Genomic DNA, 18,999 nt, shown 5'->3' on the forward strand with positions numbered 1-18,999 from the left:
GATGGAATTTGCAAATAGAGAATATCTGTTTTTACTTCTGCTCATCCTACCTTATATAATATGGTATGTGTTGTTCAGAAAGAAAAAAGAGCCAACCATCAGGATGGCCGACACCTTTGCTTTTCAGTATGCCTCGCGCAGTTGGAAGGTTATTCTGATGCCCATTCAACTTGTGCTTCGTATCCTGGCATTCACCTTCTTGGTCATAGCCCTGGCACGTCCTCAGACGCATGACAATATGCAGAACGAGAGTATAGAGGGCATAGATATCATGTTGGCCATGGACGTTTCCACCTCAATGTTGGCTGAAGACTTGCGTGATGACTCCCACCATATTCAGAATCGTATTGAAGCCGCTAAGAACGTAGCTGCCGAATTCATATCTGGTCGTCCCAACGACAACATTGGTCTTACCATATTTGCTGGTGAGGCCTTTACTCAATGCCCCATGACCATCGACCATGCCTCACTGCTGTCGTTGCTTCAGAACGTCCGTACCGACATTGCCGCTCGTGGACTAATAGAAGATGGTACCGCCATCGGCATGGGCTTGGCCAATGCCGTCAGTCGTCTGAAGGATTCGAAAGCCAAGAGTAAAGTGGTCATTCTCCTGACCGACGGAAGTAACAATCGTGGCGACCTTTCGCCGATGACCTCTGCCGAGATTGCCAAGAGTCTGGGTATTCGAGTTTATACCGTAGGTGTTGGTAGCAACGGCACTGCTCGTTATCCGCTGAATGTAGGTGGGCGAGTGCAGTATATTCAGATGCCTGTTGAGATTGATACGCAGACTCTGACCGATATTGCCAAGACCACCAATGGTCAGTTCTATCGTGCCAAGAATGCCGAGGAATTACGTCAGATATATCATGAGATAGACAAACTTGAGAAGTCGAAGATAGAAGTCCAGAAGTACAGTCGTCGCTATGAGGACTACCAGCGTTACGCCCTTGCCGCCGTTGCGTTCCTCTTACTCGAGATACTTCTAAGAATAACGATATTTAGGAGGATACCATAATAATATGTATAGATTTGAAAATCCAGAATATCTATGGCTGATGGTGGTTGTTGGCGTGCTGGCCATCATCCGTTTCGTCACCTATTTCAATCAGAAGAAGCGCCTGCGTAAGTTTGGCGACCCCGACCTTCTGCGTCATCTGATGCCCGATGTATCACGTTGGCGTCCGTTGGTTAAATTTCTGATGCTTGAATTAGCTCTCACCCTGCTTATTGTAATGGCAGCCCGCCCACAGCAGGCCAATGGCGTGAGTCAGGAGAAACGCCAAGGCATCGAGGCTATCATAGCTCTCGATGTCAGTAACTCCATGCGTGCGCAGGATGTTACTCCCAATCGTTTAGACCGCGCCAAGATGATGGTAGAGAACCTTGTTGAGGACTTCACCGATTCGAAGGTTGGTCTGATTGTTTTTGCTGGCGACGCCTTTGTTCAGTTACCCATCACCAGCGACTACGTGTCGGCTAAGATGTTTCTCAGTAGCATCGACCCCTCGATGATTGTCAACCAGGGCACCGATATTGCAGCTGCTATCAACATGGCCTCACACAGTTTTACCCAGCAAGAGGGTGTAGGCAAGGCCATCATAGTCATTACCGATGGTGAGGACCACGAGGGTGGAGCGATGGAAGCCGCCAAGGAAGCACACGAGAAAGGCTTTAACATCTATATCCTCGGCATAGGCAGTACAAAGGGCGAGCCCATTCCCGACCCACAGACCGGCAACTTTATGACCGATAACCAAGGCAATATGGTGATGTCGAAGTTGAACGAGGACATGTGCCGTGAGATTGCACAGGCCGGTGGCGGAGCCTATATCCATGTGGATAACAGTTCTAGCGCCCAGCGCCTGTTGGACGAAGAACTCGACAAGCTCGAGAAGGGCGATACCGTTATCTATAGCCACTACGAGGAACTCTTTCAGTATGCTGGTGTCCTGGCCATGCTGCTGTTGATTGTAGAGATATGTATTATGGATTGCAAGAATCCTTTGTTTAAGAAGATAAAACTGTTTAAGAAATGAATATTTCAAAGTTTATTTTGATTCTTATCCTGGCTGTTATTGGTACTGGGAGTATCTCTGCCGATAACCGTCAGTCGCGCAAATATATCCGCCACGGCAACAGTCTCTACCGCTCGGGTAAGCATCGCGAGGCTCTCGTAGACTATTACAAGGCTATGCGTGCCGATAGCACTAATGCCCGTGCTCTTTATAACCTTGGCACCTCGATGTTTCCCGAGCAATGGAAGGTGGTAGGCGAGCACCAGCGCGACACCATGATTAACTATTTCAAGTCGGCCGCCCAGCACGAGACCACTCCTTATAGAAAGTCGCAAGCCTTCCACAACATAGGCGTTATCTGTCAGGGAGCTCACGATTTTCAGAATGCCGTTGAGGCCTATAAGATGGCTTTGCGCTTTAATCCGAACGACGACGAGACACGCTATAACCTTGTGCTGTGTCAGCGCCAACTGAAAAAGCAAGGCGGAGGCAATAACAATCAGCAAAATAAGCAAGACAACCAGCAAGATAAGCAAGACCAGCAGAAGCAGCAAGACAAGCAGCAGCAACAGAAGCAGGACAAGCAACAGGAGCAGCAAGAACCTCCAATGAGCAAGGAGAACGCCGAACAGTTGCTGAATGCCGCCATGCAGCAAGAGAAGCAGACCCAGCAGCGTATGCAGGATGCCAAGCAGCAGCAGTCAAAGCGTCGTAGGATAGAGAAAAACTGGTAGGTATGCTGCCTGTTTGATAATTCATTCTGTAGAACCGAAAAAAGAATAGAAAAACCATAATAAACGCAACAAGGATTATGAAACGATTATTACTCATCATATCGTTTTTCAATTTTGTTTTGACGGCGACCATAGCCCAGCGCCTCACCGCCAATGCCCCTCAGCAAGTGGCTGTGGGTCAACAGTTCAGGCTGACCTATACCGTCAACTCGCAAGATGTTTCTGGCTTCCGTATGGGACAGGTGCCCAGCGAGGCATTCGAGATACTGATGGGACCCAGCACCAGTACACAGAGCAGTTTCAGTATGATCAATGGCCAGACCTCTCAGACCTCGAGCGTCACCTATACTTATATACTTTCTGCCCTGAAGAATGGCACCTTTACTATTCCCGCCGCCACAATTAACGTTGGAGGCAATCATGTGAAATCGAACGCCTTGAAGATAGAGGTGGTTGGCACAGCCCAGGGTGGAGGATCCCGTCAGGGAGGCCGCGCACAGCAGCAGAACGAGATGCGAGCAGCCGGCTCTGCTATTAGCGGTTCCGACCTTTTTATTAAGGTTAGCGCGTCAAAACAGCGTGTTTACGAGCAGGAACCTATACTTCTCACCTATAAAGTATATACTTTGGTGAGTCTTACTCAGTTGGAAGGTAAGATGCCCGACCTGAAAGGTTTCCACACCCAAGAGATACCTCTGCCTCAGGAGAAGAGCTTTAAGATTGAGCAGTTTAATGGTCGTAACTACAAAACTGTCACATGGAGTCAGTACGTGATGTTCCCCCAGATGTCTGGCAAGTTGCAGGTTCCTCCCATCACCTTCAATGGCATCGTGGTTCAGCAGAACCGCAACGTGGATCCCTTCGAGGCCTTCTTCAACGGTGGCTCTGGCTATGTGGAGGTGAAGAAACAGATCAAGGCTCCGGGTGTTACCATCGACGTGATGCCTCTGCCCAAGCGCCCTGCTGGATTCTCTGGCGGCGTGGGCAGTTTCAAGATGAAGACCGAGATAGACAAGACAGATTTGAAAACTAACGATCCTCTGACCGTACGCGTCACTATCAGCGGCACCGGCAATATGAAGCTGATGAAAGCACCCGAGGTGAAGTTTCCCAAGGACTTCGACACCTACGACGTGAAGACCACTGATAAGACACGCCTCACCGCTGGCGGACTTGAAGGCAGCATGATATACGAATATCTGGCTGTGCCTCGTCATCAGGGCAAGTTCACTGTGCCTGCCATCGAGTTTACCTATTTCGATACTGCCGAGAAACAATACAAGACCCTTACTTCAGAGTCGTACGACCTCGATATTGCCAAGGGAGAAGGGGGCGAGAGTGCAGTTCAAAGCTACGGCGGCGACCAGGAAGAGATCCAGATGCTGGCCAACGATATTCGTTTCATCAAGTTGGACGAAGTGTCCAACGAGGATGACGACAATCGCTACTTCGGCTCAACACAGCATATCATTAGTCTCATCGGTTTACTTTGTTTATTCATTGCCATTATCATTGCTTTCCGTAAGCGTGCTATTGAAAATGCCGACCTGGTGAAGGTTCGCGGCAAACGCGCAAATAAGATTGCCACCAAGCGTCTGAAGAAGTCAGCTCGTCTGATGAAGGACAATAAGCCTGGCGAATTCTACGACGAGGCCCTGCGTGCTCTATGGGGCTATGTAGGTGATAAACTGAATATCCCTGTTGAACAACTCTCGCGCGAAAATATCAGCGACCGTTTGAGTGCCCGTCAGGTTGACGAGGCAGTTATCCGCCAGTTTATCGAGGCCATCGATGAGTGTGAGTTCGAGCGCTATGCTCCCGGCGATCCTAAGGGTAATATGAGTAAAGTATATCAGTTGGCCATGAGTGCCATCGAGAAGATTGAAGAAGGAATGAATCGCAAACACAAGAAAACCGTTGCCACAGCCGTACTGCTGTTACTCTTCATGCTGCCGTCGTCAGCATTTGCTTTGAGTAAGGCCGATGCCGACAGTAGCTATGTACACGAGAACTATCAGAAAGCAATCGAGCAGTATGAGGAGTTGATTAAGCATTATGGGTCGCGTGTTGAGCTCCACTATAACCTGGGCAATGCCTACTACCGCATGGACGACATGCCCCACGCCGTGCTCAACTATGAGCGTGCCCTGCTGTTGGCTCCAGGCGATGCCGACATCCGTTTTAATCTGCAGTTGGCCCGTAGTAAGACCGTCGATAAGATTGTGCCCCAGAGCGAGTTCTTTGTCGTCACATGGTATCGTTCGGTGGTCAATTTGATGAGTGCCGATGCATGGGCTCAAACGGGCTGTTTCCTTCTAGTCGCCATCTTCCTGCTGTTCTTTGTATATCTGTTCTGCACGCGCATCTGGCTACGCAAGATAGGCTTCTTCGGCAGCATCGCCGTGTTCTTTGCCTTCCTGCTGAGTAACATCTTTGCATGGCAGCAGACATGTATTGTTGACAATCGCGATGGCGCCATCATCATGGATGCCGCTGTGCCCGTGAAAAGTACCCCCTCACAGGGCGGCACCGATCTCTTTATTTTGCACGAAGGCACGAAGGTGCGTGTGCTCGACAACTCGATTGGCGACTGGTGTGAGGTGAGTGTGCCCGATGGTAAGCAAGGCTGGGTGGAAACCAAACAGATTGAGGTAATATAAAAAGATGGACTGGACAACGATTATAGATATGGACAAGCAGTTGCTGTTGTGGTTCAATGGCAGCGACTCGCTGTTTCTCGACGGTATGGCCAAGACGCTGACCACCGCTTCGACGTGGATTCCCCTGTATTTCAGTCTGCTGTATCTTGTTCTCAAAAACAATAACAGCGTTCAGAAGATACTTCTGATACTGGGTGCTGCGGGCCTTTGCGTGTTTCTGGCCGGTTCGCTCAACGACCTGCTCATCAAACCCTGGGTGTGCCGTTGGCGTCCTTCACGCGACCCCGAAATAGCGATGCTCGTCGACACGGTGAACGGTTATCGTGGGGGTGACTACGGCTTCTTCTCGTCGCATGCGGCCAACACGTTTAGTATCGCTTTGTTCTTCTCGTTGCTCATTCGCAGTCGTGCCCTCACCATAGGACTTGTGCTGTGGTCGCTCACTAATTGCTGGACCCGTATGTATCTGGGTGTTCATTATCCCGGCGACATTCTCTGCGGACTTCTATGGGGTGCCACTGTGGGTATCGGCGTGTGGTATCTTCACCAGTACTTGCGCCATCGTATAGACGACAGCGAGCAGTTTGTATCTACTCAATATACCAGTACCGGCTATTTGCTCAGCGACGTCAGCGTAGTACTCTCGATACTTGTGCTCACCGTTTTCTACGCCATTTTGCGCAGCTGCCTCTATATTCACGCATAACTCGTGCGCATGCTTGCGCATATTATCGAATAAATACACGAAATTTTAAATACACTATGGATACAAAACACATTCGCATCAGCGACTATAACTACCCCTTGCCAGACGAGCGCATAGCTAAGTTCCCTCTGGCCCAGCGCGACCATTCTAAATTGCTGGTATACAATCACGGTGAGGTGGGCGAGGACACGTTCTGCCATCTGCCCAGTCATCTGCCTCAAGGCGCATTGATGGTTTTCAACAATACGAAGGTCATTCAAGCCCGACTGCATTTCCGCAAGGAAACGGGTGCCCTTATCGAGATATTCCTGCTGGAGCCAGCTGAGCCATCAGACTACGAACTGATGTTTCAGATGCGTGGTCATTGCTCGTGGTACTGTCTTGTGGGCAACCTGAAGAAATGGAAGGAAGGCACGCTGAAGCGCGAGCTCGACATTCATGGCGAGCACCTTACGATGAGTGCCACCCGTGGCGATATTCACGGCACCAGCTATCGCATAGACTTTGAGTGGGATAATTATAGCATCTCGTTTGCCGAGATTCTCGAGTCGATGGGTGAACTGCCCATTCCGCCATATCTGAACCGCGAGACTCAGGAAAGCGACAAGACCACCTATCAGACCGTCTATTCAAAGATTAAGGGTAGTGTGGCTGCTCCCACTGCCGGACTTCATTTCACGCCCGAGGTGCTTTCGGCCATCGATGCTCACGGCATTGACCGCGAGGAGGTGACGCTGCACGTGGGTGCTGGCACGTTCAAGCCCGTGAAGAGCGAGGAGATAGAAGGTCATACGATGCATACCGAGTATATCAGTGTGCGCCGCCAGACATTAGAGAAACTCTTGGCGCACAACTGCGAGGCTATTGCCGTAGGCACCACCAGCGTACGTACCCTCGAGAGCCTGTATTATATGGGTCTCAAGGTGATGCGGAAGCCCGATATGCAGGAGAGTGAACTGCACGTGATGCAATGGGAGCCGTATGAGGAGCAAGAAAATAGAGGCAATGAGCAGGCGGTTTCGTCCATAAAGGCTATTGAGGCTCTGCTTGGCTGGCTCGACCGCAACGGTCTGCAGACCCTGCACAGCAGTACCCAGATAATCATAGCCCCCGGCTATAGTTATAAGATTGTGAAGATGCTGGTGACCAACTTCCACCAGCCGCAGTCCACGCTGCTGTTGCTTGTCAGCGCCTTTGTTCATGGCGACTGGCACAAGATTTACGACTATGCCTTGGCTCATGACTTCCGTTTTCTGAGCTATGGCGACAGTTCGCTACTCATTCCTTAGGTATTGTATATTGCGTTGCCAACGCAATATACAGAACTTTTATCGTTCAAACATTACACACGCCCAGTCGCCATCGTGCCTCTGGGCTTTTTTTGTGAGTCCTAATGTCGATGCCTTCTGTTCCAACAAATCAATATCCTGCGTATAGAAGCCGCTGAGAAGAAGTGTAGAGTGGGGGGCCATCTTACCAGCAAACGCCTCCATATCGTTCAGCAGGATGTTTCGGTTGATGTTGGCCAACACTACATCGAACACGCCCTCCACCTCTTTAAGTATGGAGGCATCGCCCAGAAGCGACGTGAACTGACTGTCCACCCTGTTGATCACCGCATTGTGGCGTGCGTTGTCGGCACTCCATTCATCTATGTCGTAGCCCACAGCATCACTAGCTCCAAGTTTCAGGGCTGCAATGCCCAGGATGCCTGTGCCCGTGCCGCAATCGAGCACCCGCTTGCCTTCGAGGTCGAGTTCCATGAGTTGACTCACCATCATGCGTGTCGTCTCGTGTGTGCCCGTGCCGAAAGCCAGGTGAGCGTCAATCTCAATGGAGATGTGATTGTTGAGCGGATAGTCTTGTGGCAAGTGCCTGCCATCGTGAATGATAATCGTATTTGCAGGCTTGTTCTCTTGCTCCTTGCTCCTTGTTCCTTGCCCCTCAACAATAATCGGTTCGAATCCTTCCTGCTCCCATTGCTCGTTCCAGTCCTTGTCCTCGGCCTCCTTCGTTGTAAACGAAATGGTGCACGAAGGTAGCGGACATCCGTCGAGTAATGCTCTGAGTACTTGTTTGTTGTATTCCGTTTGCTGAACATAGCCTTTAATGCCTTTTTCCGTATCCTCAAACGTCTCGAACCCAGCCTCGCCAGCCAGCGCGGCCACTATATCGCGTGCGTCCTGCATCATCACCTGGGGCGTCTCAATTGTAAAATCCACTTCAAAATACTTCATAGTCAATAACCGTTAACCAATTATCAATAAATATTATTTTCCTGCAAAATTACTAAAAATAGGGAAAATCCTACCACGTTTTAGGGTTTTTCCGTATCTTTGCACTTAAATTCTGAGTATTTTTGCATCGTGAAGAAATAAATAAAACATATAGAGCATATGAAAAAGTGGATTCTATTATCAATGACGCTGGTCTTGACATCGCTCACGGCGACGGCTCAGGACGACATGTACTTCGCTTCGAGTAAGAAGATGAAGGCCGAGCGTGAGGCAGCCCAGAAGGCCCGAGAGGCTTACGAGCGCACTTACTATTGTGGTTCGCAGCGCAGCGTTGATGACTATAACCGCATGGGCAGCAGCTATCAGGTGCTGCCTAAGGATACTGGCGACGTGATTACGTTTGATGCTGTGGAGGGCGTTTATCCCGACTCTGTGGCCGATTATCAGTTGACCAAGCAGATGACCCGCTTCGACGACTATGTGCCATCGATAGCCTATTGGGAAGGCTATAAGGCCGGTCAGCGCGACAGTTGGGGTTGGCATTCGCCCTGGTATTACTCATCGCTCTATCCCTGGTACGATCCCTGGTACTACGATCCCTGGTATGCTGGATGGTACGATCCCTGGTATTATGACTATGGTTGGCGTCGCTACGGCTGGTATGCAGGCTATGGTGGATGGTATGGTGGCTGGTATGGCTACTACGGCTATGGCTATCCTTATTATTACTATAGCTACACTTCGCCCACCACTATTCGCCATGGTAGCGTCTATACCTCGCGTACCGGCACACAGAGCCACGGACGCATTGTAGAGAACAATCATCGCAGCACCACCTATTCGTCTACGGCCAACGGTCGTGGCGTGGGAGCCGGCAGAAGCACTACGGGCGGTGTACGTTCGGCAGGTATCATTGGAGGTCGTTCTAACACGGGCAGCCGAACCACGGCACCTGTTCGCACCAATACAACTGTTAACACCAGCATTGGCAACGGCAACACGCGCTCTACCTCGGGCAGCGTCTACAGCGGCGGTGGCAACCGTAGCGCAGGTAGTTCTGTTGGTGGCGGCGGAGGTTCGTTTGGTGGCGGTGGTCGCTCTGGCGGCGGTTCCGTAGGTGGCGGTCGCTCAACCAGCGGTGGACGCAGATAACCAGTCGGTGCTCAACCCAGGATAGATGGACGCAGATAAAAAAGGACATTCAAAACTTTAAACCATATGAAGAAGTATTTGTTTATCGCAGCCTTAGCGATGGGTGCAATGCCCATGGTTGCACAAGAGACATATCAGAACGCAGCGGTGGCCACAGAAGACCTGAACGGCACGGCACGCTATGTGGGTATGGGTGGCGCTATGGACGCGCTCGGAGCCGACATATCGACCATCGGCACAAACCCTGCCGGCATTGGTCTGTTCCGCTCATCGTCTGTGTCGCTGTCGGCCGGAGTGGTGAGTCAGCAGAACGCCAAGCGCTTTGCCGATGGCTATAAGACCAACCTCAGCTTCGACCAGATTGGATTGGTTTACGCCACTCAGTGGAACTCAAACAACAATGTGAACTTTGGTTTCAACTACCACAAAAGTCGCAACTTCGACCAGATTCTTAGTGTGGCCGATGGACTGAATGGTGCTTCGCAAAACAAAGCCACTGTGATTAAGCGCGACCAAAGACTGCTCTATGTTGAGGAGAATGACAAGCCCGATTTCAATCGCGCTTACAGCTCGTGCAGCGTCCTTGATGCCCTCTATGCCAACAACCTGAACTACAATGCTACCGATCGGAGGTGGTATTCGTACGATGGTGAGGAGTATGTCTTCGACCGCATGCATGATGGCTATGTGGGCGAGTACGACTTCAACCTGAGTGGCAACGTGAAAGACCGCTTCTTCTGGGGCGTCACCGTGGGCATTCACGATGTGCACTATCATCACTATGGCGAATATGCCGAGAATCTGGTGGGCGGACTCGGTGGCGTGCCGCAGAGCTTTGGTGTCACCATCAGCGACGACCGTCGCATCAAAGGTCAGGGCGCCGATGTCAAGGTGGGTGTCATCTTCCGTCCTATCGAGGAATCGCCCTTGCGCTTCGGCTTGAGCGTGAGCACGCCTACATGGTACGACCTGAAGACGAGTAGTTTCACCACTTATAAAGACAATACAGGCGTGTACGATGGCATTGCCGACGAGTATAAGTTCCGACTCTACACTCCTTGGCGTTTCAACCTCTCGGCTGGACATACCGTGGGCGACTGGCTGGCATTGGGCCTGGGCTACGAGTTTGCCGACTACAGCAGCATGGACACACGTCAGTTGACTGGCGAGTATACCTACGACGGCGGCGAGGAAAGCGAGAGCGACAACGAGATGAACCGCCACACGGCCAAAACCCTCAAGGGCGTGTCTACATTCAAGGCTGGCATTGAGCTGCGCCCCGATCCCGCCGTGGCTGTGCGCTTTGGCTACAACTACGTGTCGCCTATGTACGAGAAGAATGGCTATAAGGACACATGGCTGGGATCTATGGGCTCGTATCACAGCTCAACGAGCGACTTCATCAACTGGGATGCTACGCATCGTATCACCTGCGGACTCGGCATTCAGTCGGGCGCCTGGAACTTTGGTGCAGCCTATCAGTATTCGGTTCAGAAGGGCAAGTTTGCTCCGTTCGACTCGTACGAGGACCAGTACATCAGCAACCTGGCCAAGTTGGTTGACTTGAAAAATCAGCGTCATCAATTCTTGTTCACCGTAAACTACACGTTCTCGCTCGACAAGAACATATGGGATTGACGCTAAGAGATACACTTTTTGTTATTTAATGGTTATGGTGTTGCCTTTCGTGAGAACCGCATCATTATGTGATTGAAAGAGGAGTTGACGTGATGTCAACTCCTCGCTTTTTTTTTGAATACTCGCAAGTTCGTTTGTCGCGGAACTGCTGTGGGCAATGGAGGGCCTAGTAGGGAATTGAGAAATGGGTCGTAATAATCTCAAAATCTCAAATCTCAATTAAAAATCAAGGGACTTCTCACCTCAACAATGCCCTTTATTTATTTTATAACTTATTGATTATTAAATATATATATAATATATAATAAGAATATGGAGAGATAAAGGGTGTACTAAAAAACAACTGAGATTCTGAGACTGAGACTGTCCTTTATTAAAATTATCATTTAATTCCCTAAAAAGCAATGACTTACAATATTTTTGACCGCACCGCTCCGGCGATGCCAAAGCCCGGAAAAGGCACAGAAGTAGTGAAATTACTACTCTCACAAGTATCAAAAGAGATGCAAGAACCGCTTGTACCGATGCTTTTCCCCTCACTTGGCGCGCATACCATCGACGCGGAATTTTGGTTGGAAAACCATATCCACGCCCCCTATGATACGAAACGGCATCTTTAGACCCTCGAAACGGCATATCTGGAGCCTCGAAATGGCATCTTTAGAGTCTCGAAACGGCAGGTATCGATAATTGCGGGCGCGGAGGCTAAAAAAGTTGAGATAAAATTTGTTGAAAAGAAAAAAAATAGTTACCTTTGCACCCGCAAAACACACAAGGGTTGCCGACATGGCTCAGTTGGTAGAGCAACGCATTCGTAATGCGTAGGTCCCCGGTTCGAGTCCGGGTGTCGGCTCAAGAAAAGAAGGTTGAGAGGGGTAGGGTTACCCCTTTTTTGCTTTTATCCATTCTTTAGAATCAAAAAATCGCGGAATTAGCTCAGTTGGTAGAGCATTGGCTTCCCAAGCCGAGGGTCGCGGGTTCGAGTCCCGTATTCCGCTCCTTTTCTTTTTTTATGATAGAACCACAGTTCATTTCCAGTTTACAAAATCAGAGAGTGAAGCAGGTGATGCTGCTTCAGCAGAAGTCTTCAGAACGCCGCAAGACGGGTTTGTTTGTGGTGGAGGGCGTACGTGAGTTGGGCCATTGCATGAAGGCCGGCTACGTGGTGGACAGTATTTACTATTGTGCATCGCTCTTCTCAGACATGTCGGTGCTGGTTGGCGTGGAGCATGTTTACGAGGTGACGCCGCAGGTTTACGAGAAGATGGCGTATCGTGGCAGTACGGAGGGACTGCTGGCTGTAGTCAAGGCTAAGGCGCATGGGCTGGACACGCTGAACCTGCCCGAGAACCCGCTGATTATGGTTCTCGAAAGTGTTGAGAAGCCGGGCAACCTGGGTGCTGTGTTGCGCTCGGCCGATGCGGCTGGTGCCGATGCGGTGATTCTGTGCGACCCGCTGACGGATCTTTACAATCCCAACCTTATTCGTGCTAGCATCGGAGCTTTGTTTACGGTGCCTACGGTGGCTGTGGGCAACAAGGAGTGTATTGCTTTCCTGAAGGAGCGCGGCATCAAGATTCTGACGGCGCAGTTGCAGGACTCGGAGTTGTACTACGATATGGATATGACCTGCGGCACGGCCATTGTGATGGGAACGGAGGCTACGGGACTCACCAACGAGTGGCGTCAGGCAGCCGATGCGCATATTCGCATTCCGATGTGTGGACAGCTTGACTCGCTCAACGTGTCGGTGTCGGCAGCTATCTTGCTCTACGAGGCTGTGAGACAGCGTAAGGCGTAAGACTTGAATAGATAAATAAAGAATGGGAAACATCGAAAGATGCTTCCCATTGCTTTTTATAGTGCTTCGTCGTCGGGCCGCTGTGGGCGGGGCTTCGTCTGGGGCAAATGGCGCTTTTTCCTGAGCCATGCTTCCTTGCGAGCCTCATAGTCGGCCTGATGTTTCTCTAGATATCCGTCTGCCATAGTCGTTATTGTATATTGCGGATTATGGAACCGATATGCTTATTTATTTCTCGCGGAACTTGCCGTAGACAACACTCACCTTGATGGGGTCGTTGGGGTTCTCTGTGCCGCCAACAAGGCGCACGCTGGTGAGCGACATGTCGTGGTCGACACTCGTCGAAGTGTTGCTGTCGTAGCTCACAGGCACCAATACAACCTTGTTCCAGTCGGGATGTTCAGCCTCCCAGTTGGGGTTCTCGCTGACGCCTTTCTGGCGCATGTTCCATAGACTGGTGATGAGGTTCGAGATATTGGTGAAGTTGTATGTGTTGTTGTTCTTATAGGTGCTGCCGTTGTAGTTGTATTTCACGATATACGACAACTTGTTGTCGGGTAGCAGACTTTCTTCGAAGAAGTTCTTCAAACTGTCTTTCTGAACCATCAGCAGGTTCTGGGGAATGCCGAACATGCGCTCGTCGGTCGACTGGTTGTTCAGTCGCTGGAACGTAATCTTTGCGGCTATCAGCGAGTCGTTCTCGTGGCCCTCCTTAATTTTCTTAATGGGCAGGGCAACCTCGGTGAACAGGCCCGCAGGGGTCTTCAGATAGGTGTGTGTCTTCTCGCTGGCCAACTTCTGGATGGCTTCCTTGTCGTTGGTCACGTATGTGGTCTGGAGCACCTCTTTGGTGCTAGCCATGATCATGGTCTTGTTCACAATGCTATCGCCGTCTTGTATTCTGTAGAATGTGCGCAGACCGATGTTCGACAGGTTTGAGTAGAAGCCGTAGCCGTCGGTAATCTGGAAAAAGAAGCCCGGGCAAACGTTGTGACAGAAGGTGTACGAGTTGCGGAAATACTCGGGGTGCTTGTGATACTGGCGGATGAGGTATGTTCCGTAGTTGTTGTACGTAGTGCCGTCGGGCGCGATATAGGGCGCATTCAATGTGATACGGATGTTGTTGAGATAGTTTTTGGCCTCACGCTCATCGTCGGTGTCCAACTGGTTGAGGAAGGTCATCATCTTGGTCTTATCCAGTCCGTTGGCACGCACCATCCCTTGTTTCAGTGGGTCGAAACTTGAATAGTAGCGGGTGCCTTCCTCCAAGGTGTTCTGCAGCTCGTAGATCTTCATCTTGACGGCCGAGAGACTGTCCTTGGCGTTGTATGGGCTCGACACATAGAGAATGATGTCACACGAGTCGGCAGCGGCCAGCCCGTCGTCAGCACGACTCACGAACTTGTCGTCGTCCGATACGAAGAAGTTGCTCAGAAGATTAAACTGGGTGGTAAACTCGCTCTTTACATCAGCCAGGGTCTCAGGGTCGCGCACGCAACCTAGATAAGAGCTGTTGCCTAATGTAAATACGGAGTCGGCAATAATGGTGCGGGTTGAGTCTACCTCGATGTCGGCTGTCGTAACGTCCAACTGGTCGGTAGGGTTGGTCAGCGACTGACCGATGCCCGCCGTATCCTCGCTACATGAATAAATGGCCATAGCCGTCAGGACGACACCGGCCAAATAGTAGAATCGTTTCATTTACAAGTATATGATTTTTTTGTTCTTTTCTGACTATCACTCAGGATCGTCGGGCTTGATCTGGTCGAAGAAGGCCTCGTAGGCATCGCCAAAGTCGTCGCCAGGCATGTCGAGAACGGGAAGTCCCTTACTCTTGGCATATTTCACGCTGGTCTTGCTCACGCCCTTTTCCATCACGGCTATACCGTCGCTATAGTCTATGGCCAACTTCTCAAGGTCTTCGTAATCGAACAGGTCCTTATAGTCGGTGAGCAACTCTTGCTTGGCTTCGCGGAACTCCAGACATTGCTTGAATTCGGGGCCGAAGTCTTTCTTCAACTTGTTGTTGTAGAGGGCTGTCACTACCTTTGTGTTGGCAAACGATGGCTCGTCTTGGTAGGCGGTCTTGATATAGAAGGGCACCACACTGCTCATCCATCCCTGACAGAGAATCATATCGGGCACCCAACGCAGCTTTTTCACGGTCTCCAGCACGCCACGGGCGAAGAAGATAGCGCGCTCGCCATTGTCGGCATAGCCTTCGCCATTCTCGTCTACTGCCATTTGGCGCTTGGTGAAGAAGTCGTCATTGTCAATAAAATACACTTGAACACGGGCCGTGGGAATGGAAGCCACCTTAATGATAAGGGGATGGTCGGTGTCGTTAATAATCAGGTTCATTCCCGAAAGGCGAATCACCTCGTGCAACTGGCCGCGGCGCTCGTTAATATTTCCCCACTTGGGCATGAACGTACGAATCTCGTGGTTTCTCTCTTGCAGGGCACGAGGGATCTCGCGACCGAATACCGACATGGTGGTGTCTGGCACGTATGGAGAAATCTCCTGATTGATAAATAGAATTTTTTTCTTTGCCATATTCTTTATTTTATCACATGCAAAGGTACAAATTATTTTGCATAAAACCGCAAAAAATGTGCGATTTTAGGAAAAAGTGACATTTTATAGGCTTATTTTTAGAGTTTTTTTTCCATATTTGGGAAAATTGTTGTTATTTTGCACCCTCAAAACGAGAATCATAGAGAAAAAATGAAAGTTTTTAAAAAGATTGTTGACCTGCAAAACGCTCTTTTTGATGAACGCAAACAGGGGAAAAACGTTGGATTGGTGCCTACTATGGGCGCACTCCACGAGGGTCACGCATCGCTCGTTAGACGTAGTGTGAGCGAGAATGAAGTTACCGTTGTATCGGTGTTTGTTAACCCAACTCAGTTTAACGATAAGAATGATTTGAAAAACTATCCTCGCGACCTGGAGGCCGACTGCCGATTGCTGGAGGCTTGTGGTGCCGACTATGTGCTGGCTCCCGAGGTTGAGGAGATGTATCCCACGCCAGATACGCGTCATTTTGAGTTTCCGCCTGTGTCTACGGTGATGGAGGGCGCGCATCGTCCTGGCCATTTTAATGGTGTGTGTCAGGTGGTGAGTCGCCTGTTTTATATCGTACGTCCAGACAGAGCTTACTTTGGCGAGAAGGACTGGCAGCAGATTGCCGTTGTGAAGGCTATGGTGCGCCAGTTGGGCTTGGGCGTTCAAATTGTGGAATGCGAGATTGTGCGCGACGATGACGGATTGGCTCGTAGCAGCCGTAACACGTTGCTGAGTGCCGATGAGCGTGCCATCGCTCCTGCCATCTATAAGGCATTGAAGGATAGTTTGACATATGCCAAGAAGCACACCCTGAAGGAGACGCACGACAAGGTTGTGGCTGATATTAATAAGGTGGATGGACTTGACGTGGAGTATTTCTCTATTGTCGACGGTAACACTTTGCAGGATGTGGCAGAATGGGAGGATTCTGCTTATATCGTGGGATGTATAACGGTGTATTGCGGTAAGACGCCTATTCGTCTTATTGACCATATTAAGTATAAGGAAGTATGATGATAGAGGTATTGAAGTCAAAGCTTCATTGTGTTCAGGTGACAGAGGCCAATCTGAACTATATGGGTAGTATCACCATTGATGAGGATTTGATGGATGCTGCCAACATGATTGCTGGCGAGAAGGTGCAGATTGTGGATAATAATAATGGTGAGCGTTTCGAGACTTATATCATCAAGGGTGAGCGTGGCAGCGGATGTGTTTGCTTGAACGGTGCAGCTGCTCGAAAAGTTCAGGTAGGCGATACGGTGATTATTATCTCGTATGCGCTAATGGACTTTGAGGAGGCGAAGAGTTTCAAGCCTACCGTAGTTTTCCCCAGAGACAACCGCCTGGTGTAGGTCGCCGAGCATATAAATAAAGATATATAAAAAAAGTGGGTGTAGCGTCTGAACGTTGCACCCACTTTTTTATATCTTTTTTTGTTTGATTCTTATTTCAACTGCTCGTTAACAAAGGTTGCCAACTCCTCGCCGCGCAGACCCTTCTTCAGAATCTTGCCTTCCTGGTTCAGAACAACCGTGAAAGGAATGGCACGAACGCCGAAACTGCGGGCGATGGTGGAACCGCCACCCTTTAGATCGGACATCTGCGGCCAACTGAGTTGCATCTCCTGAATGCTGGCTGTCCAGTCTTCCTGATTGTCGTCAATTGATATGCCAACAATACCCAGTCCCTTAGCGGCATTGGCCTCAAGCATCTTCTTCATGGCGGGCATCTCCTCGCGACAAGGGGCACACCACGAAGCCCAGAAGTCGATTATGGTAATCTTGTTTTTCTTTACCTCGCTCATGATGCTGATGTCCGTGCCCTCGGGATTCTTCATACTGAAGTCGGGAATCACGTCGCCTTCCTCGGTGGTGAACGTTGATTCAATCATCTTCAGAATATCTTTGATGGCCTGACGCTGCTGAAATTCGGAAGGCATCTGAGAAATGTGTTCCTTCAACTCGTCTTTCTTAAACACATCACCATAGGCCATTCCCGTGATGAGCATATAGCCCAATTCGTTGTCGAGGTTCTTGATGGCTATGCTGACAACATATTTGTTCATCTCGTCCAGCAGTTTGTTGTACTGCTCGTAGATGACCTTCTGCTGCTCCTCGTTGGTGTCTTTGTTATTAAGCTTTGATAGCAACGCATCGAGCTTTCCACGGAATTCAGCTTGCTTCACGTTCATCTCCTGAAGGGCGTCGTTGGCGGTTGTACCAGACACCGTTGCCACTCCCTTGGCGGGCAGGCTGATGTGAATGGTGCCACACTCGGCAAAGAACAGAGTTGAAGTGCCAGTCTTGGGGGCTGTCAGGAAGTAGCATACAACAGAGTCTGCTTGTCCGCTCCATTCAAACGCGCCGTTCTTGACGATGAGCGTGTCAACGGGGGCGGGGGCATTCTTGAAAATCAAGATGGTATCCCCATCTTCCATGCCTTCGGCGGTGCCTTCGACTTTGTAGCCGTTTGATTGGCATGCCGACATTACCAAAACTGAGAAAGCCAGTCCGATGAAAAGTCTTAGTTGCTTCATAATTTATACAATGTATTGGTCGCTTATGCTTTCGTTCTCAATCACCCTTCTGATGGTCTCGGCAAACATCTCGGCTACGCTGATCTGTTTTACCTTGGCACAACGCTGAGTGTAGGGAATTGAGTCGGTGAAGACAATCTCGCTGAGGGCCGATTCCTGTACACGATCGCTGGCGGGACCACTCATGACGCAATGGGAGGCACATGCACGAACACTCTTAGCACCTGCTTCCATCATTAGGTCGGCGGCTTTGGTGATGGTGCCTGCGGTATCCACCATATCGTCAATAATCACCACGTTCTTACCTTCTACATCGCCAATAATCTGCATGGTGGCCACTACGTTAGCGCGTGCGCGGGTCTTGTTGCACAGAACCAGTGGGCATCCAAGATATTTGGCATAGGTGTTTGCACGCTTAGAACCGCCTACATCGGGAGAGGCAATAACCAAATCGTCCAGTTTCAGACTTTGGAGATATGGCAGCAGAACGCCCGAGGCATACAGATGGTCGACGGGTACATCAAAGAATCCCTGAATCTGGTCTGCATGCAGGTCCATCGTGATCACGCGATTGACACCAGCGGTACTCAAAAGGTCGGCCACGAGTTTTGCGCCAATGCTGACACGTGGCTTGTCTTTGCGATCCTGACGAGCCCATCCGAAATAGGGGATAACAGCGTTGATGGTGCGAGCCGAGGCACGTTTGGCGGCGTCAATCATCAGCAGCAGCTCCATCAGGTTGTCGCTGTTGGGGAATGTGCTTTGTACGAGGAAGATGTCGCGTCCGCGGATTGATTCTTCATAGGATACGGCAAATTCTCCATCAGAAAACTTAGTGATTTGCAGTTTTCCCAGAGGACAACCTAAGCTCTGGCAGATTTTTTCTGCCAGGTATCTCGTGGCGGTGCCTGAGAAGACCATGTAGGAATTTTGTGTAGTCATTTTA

General features: G+C 50.1%; 18 protein-coding genes and 2 tRNA genes. 14 read left to right on the plus strand and 6 right to left on the minus strand.

Annotated features, from left to right (window positions below):
* Window position 1 precedes the first annotated feature (1 nt).
* The 6 genes from M1D30_RS06095 (at window position 2) to M1D30_RS06120 (ending at window position 7,407) form a co-directional block, all read left to right on the plus strand.
* Window positions 2-1,018, plus strand: a complete 1,017-nt coding sequence (locus tag M1D30_RS06095) for a VWA domain-containing protein (protein ID WP_248507393.1) — start codon at window positions 2-4, stop codon at window positions 1,016-1,018.
* A 4-nt stretch (window positions 1,019-1,022) separates the two neighbouring features.
* The gene (locus M1D30_RS06100; protein WP_248507395.1) at window positions 1,023-2,039 is read left to right on the plus strand and encodes a VWA domain-containing protein; all 1,017 of its coding nucleotides are present in this window, start codon (window positions 1,023-1,025) and stop codon (window positions 2,037-2,039) included.
* Window positions 2,036-2,752, plus strand: a complete 717-nt coding sequence (locus M1D30_RS06105; protein WP_248507402.1) for a tetratricopeptide repeat protein — start codon at window positions 2,036-2,038, stop codon at window positions 2,750-2,752. Before M1D30_RS06100 ends, M1D30_RS06105 begins: the two co-directional genes overlap by 4 nt.
* A 77-nt stretch (window positions 2,753-2,829) precedes the next feature.
* Window positions 2,830-5,412, plus strand: a complete 2,583-nt coding sequence (locus tag M1D30_RS06110) for a BatD family protein (RefSeq protein ID WP_248507404.1) — start codon at window positions 2,830-2,832, stop codon at window positions 5,410-5,412.
* Window positions 5,413-5,416: 4 nt separating this feature from the next.
* Window positions 5,417-6,118, plus strand: a complete 702-nt coding sequence (locus M1D30_RS06115) for a phosphatase PAP2 family protein (RefSeq protein ID WP_248507406.1) — start codon at window positions 5,417-5,419, stop codon at window positions 6,116-6,118.
* 56 nt (window positions 6,119-6,174) lie between these two features.
* On the plus strand, window positions 6,175-7,407 hold the full coding sequence (locus tag M1D30_RS06120; protein ID WP_248507408.1) for an S-adenosylmethionine:tRNA ribosyltransferase-isomerase: 1,233 nt from the start codon (window positions 6,175-6,177) through the stop codon (window positions 7,405-7,407).
* 39 nt (window positions 7,408-7,446) lie between these two features.
* Here the strand turns inward: M1D30_RS06120 and prmA are convergent, their stop codons facing one another.
* On the minus strand, window positions 7,447-8,355 hold the full coding sequence (gene prmA / locus M1D30_RS06125; protein WP_248507410.1) for a 50S ribosomal protein L11 methyltransferase: 909 nt from the start codon (window positions 8,353-8,355) through the stop codon (window positions 7,447-7,449).
* 159 nt (window positions 8,356-8,514) lie between these two features.
* Between prmA and M1D30_RS06130 the strand changes: the two genes are divergently transcribed.
* The 6 genes from M1D30_RS06130 to M1D30_RS06155 all read left to right on the plus strand — a co-directional run bounded on the left by M1D30_RS06130 (window position 8,515) and on the right by M1D30_RS06155 (window position 12,946).
* Entirely contained in the window at window positions 8,515-9,507 is a 993-nt protein-coding gene (locus M1D30_RS06130) for a hypothetical protein (RefSeq protein WP_248507411.1), read from the plus strand.
* Window positions 9,508-9,573: 66 nt separating this feature from the next.
* Complete coding sequence (locus M1D30_RS06135) at window positions 9,574-11,145, plus strand: OmpP1/FadL family transporter (protein WP_248507413.1); 1,572 nt, start codon at window positions 9,574-9,576, stop codon at window positions 11,143-11,145.
* Between the two features lie 404 nt (window positions 11,146-11,549).
* Window positions 11,550-11,765, plus strand: coding sequence for a hypothetical protein (locus M1D30_RS06140; RefSeq protein ID WP_248507415.1), 216 nt, complete (start codon window positions 11,550-11,552; stop codon window positions 11,763-11,765).
* Window positions 11,766-11,925: 160 nt separating this feature from the next.
* Window positions 11,926-11,998, plus strand: a tRNA-Thr gene (locus M1D30_RS06145).
* A 72-nt stretch (window positions 11,999-12,070) separates the two neighbouring features.
* Window positions 12,071-12,143, plus strand: a tRNA-Gly gene (locus M1D30_RS06150).
* 56 nt (window positions 12,144-12,199) lie between these two features.
* Entirely contained in the window at window positions 12,200-12,946 is a 747-nt protein-coding gene (locus M1D30_RS06155; protein ID WP_248507425.1) for an RNA methyltransferase, read from the plus strand.
* Between the two features lie 56 nt (window positions 12,947-13,002).
* On the opposite strand, the gene M1D30_RS06160 is transcribed toward M1D30_RS06155, so the two are convergent.
* From M1D30_RS06160 to M1D30_RS06170, 3 genes are read right to left on the minus strand one after another with little or no spacing between them, the layout of a single operon-like run.
* The gene (locus tag M1D30_RS06160) at window positions 13,003-13,131 is read right to left on the minus strand and encodes a dehydrogenase (protein ID WP_248507427.1); all 129 of its coding nucleotides are present in this window, start codon (window positions 13,129-13,131) and stop codon (window positions 13,003-13,005) included.
* A 43-nt stretch (window positions 13,132-13,174) separates the two neighbouring features.
* Window positions 13,175-14,647: a DUF4270 domain-containing protein gene (locus tag M1D30_RS06165; protein ID WP_248507429.1), complete on the minus strand. Its 1,473-nt coding sequence runs from the start codon at window positions 14,645-14,647 to the stop codon at window positions 13,175-13,177.
* Window positions 14,648-14,683: 36 nt separating this feature from the next.
* Window positions 14,684-15,502, minus strand: coding sequence for a glycogen/starch synthase (locus tag M1D30_RS06170; protein WP_248507431.1), 819 nt, complete (start codon window positions 15,500-15,502; stop codon window positions 14,684-14,686).
* Between the two features lie 171 nt (window positions 15,503-15,673).
* On the opposite strand from M1D30_RS06170, the gene panC reads away from it, so the two are divergent.
* Together panC and panD are read left to right on the plus strand one after the other, a co-directional pair.
* Complete coding sequence (gene panC, locus M1D30_RS06175) at window positions 15,674-16,528, plus strand: pantoate--beta-alanine ligase (RefSeq protein WP_248507432.1); 855 nt, start codon at window positions 15,674-15,676, stop codon at window positions 16,526-16,528.
* On the plus strand, window positions 16,525-16,869 hold the full coding sequence (gene panD / locus M1D30_RS06180; protein WP_248507434.1) for an aspartate 1-decarboxylase: 345 nt from the start codon (window positions 16,525-16,527) through the stop codon (window positions 16,867-16,869). The genes panC and panD overlap by 4 nt, the downstream gene beginning before the upstream one ends.
* A 92-nt stretch (window positions 16,870-16,961) precedes the next feature.
* On the opposite strand, the gene M1D30_RS06185 is transcribed toward panD, so the two are convergent.
* Together M1D30_RS06185 and M1D30_RS06190 are read right to left on the minus strand one after the other, a co-directional pair.
* Window positions 16,962-18,053 carry a TlpA disulfide reductase family protein gene (locus M1D30_RS06185; protein WP_248507436.1) on the minus strand — a complete coding sequence of 364 codons (1,092 nt, stop codon included), beginning with the start codon at window positions 18,051-18,053 and terminating at the stop codon, window positions 16,962-16,964.
* Between the two features lie 3 nt (window positions 18,054-18,056).
* Window positions 18,057-18,995: a ribose-phosphate pyrophosphokinase gene (locus M1D30_RS06190; RefSeq protein WP_248507438.1), complete on the minus strand. Its 939-nt coding sequence runs from the start codon at window positions 18,993-18,995 to the stop codon at window positions 18,057-18,059.
* Between the last annotated feature and the right edge of the window lie 4 nt (window positions 18,996-18,999).

The sequence above is a fragment of the Prevotella sp. E15-22 genome (assembly GCF_023204875.1).
In the GTDB taxonomy this organism is placed as follows: domain Bacteria; phylum Bacteroidota; class Bacteroidia; order Bacteroidales; family Bacteroidaceae; genus Prevotella.

Excerpts from the sequence above, each read along its gene's own strand:
- M1D30_RS06095 (WP_248507393.1), top strand. The coding sequence starts at position 2 with ATGGAATTTGCAAATAGAGAATATCTGTTTTTACTTCTGCTCATCCTA.
- M1D30_RS06100 (WP_248507395.1), top strand. The coding sequence starts at position 1,023 with ATGTATAGATTTGAAAATCCAGAATATCTATGGCTGATGGTGGTTGTT.
- M1D30_RS06105 (WP_248507402.1), top strand. The coding sequence starts at position 2,036 with ATGAATATTTCAAAGTTTATTTTGATTCTTATCCTGGCTGTTATTGGT.
- M1D30_RS06110 (WP_248507404.1), top strand. The coding sequence starts at position 2,830 with ATGAAACGATTATTACTCATCATATCGTTTTTCAATTTTGTTTTGACG.
- M1D30_RS06115 (WP_248507406.1), top strand. The coding sequence starts at position 5,417 with ATGGACTGGACAACGATTATAGATATGGACAAGCAGTTGCTGTTGTGG.
- M1D30_RS06120 (WP_248507408.1), top strand. The coding sequence starts at position 6,175 with ATGGATACAAAACACATTCGCATCAGCGACTATAACTACCCCTTGCCA.
- prmA (WP_248507410.1), bottom strand. The coding sequence starts at position 8,355 with ATGAAGTATTTTGAAGTGGATTTTACAATTGAGACGCCCCAGGTGATG.
- M1D30_RS06130 (WP_248507411.1), top strand. The coding sequence starts at position 8,515 with ATGAAAAAGTGGATTCTATTATCAATGACGCTGGTCTTGACATCGCTC.
- M1D30_RS06135 (WP_248507413.1), top strand. The coding sequence starts at position 9,574 with ATGAAGAAGTATTTGTTTATCGCAGCCTTAGCGATGGGTGCAATGCCC.
- M1D30_RS06140 (WP_248507415.1), top strand. The coding sequence starts at position 11,550 with ATGACTTACAATATTTTTGACCGCACCGCTCCGGCGATGCCAAAGCCC.
- M1D30_RS06160 (WP_248507427.1), bottom strand. The coding sequence starts at position 13,131 with ATGGCAGACGGATATCTAGAGAAACATCAGGCCGACTATGAGGCTCGC.
- M1D30_RS06165 (WP_248507429.1), bottom strand. The coding sequence starts at position 14,647 with ATGAAACGATTCTACTATTTGGCCGGTGTCGTCCTGACGGCTATGGCC.
- M1D30_RS06170 (WP_248507431.1), bottom strand. The coding sequence starts at position 15,502 with ATGGCAAAGAAAAAAATTCTATTTATCAATCAGGAGATTTCTCCATAC.
- panC (WP_248507432.1), top strand. The coding sequence starts at position 15,674 with ATGAAAGTTTTTAAAAAGATTGTTGACCTGCAAAACGCTCTTTTTGAT.
- panD (WP_248507434.1), top strand. The coding sequence starts at position 16,525 with ATGATGATAGAGGTATTGAAGTCAAAGCTTCATTGTGTTCAGGTGACA.
- M1D30_RS06185 (WP_248507436.1), bottom strand. The coding sequence starts at position 18,053 with ATGAAGCAACTAAGACTTTTCATCGGACTGGCTTTCTCAGTTTTGGTA.
- M1D30_RS06190 (WP_248507438.1), bottom strand. The coding sequence starts at position 18,995 with ATGACTACACAAAATTCCTACATGGTCTTCTCAGGCACCGCCACGAGA.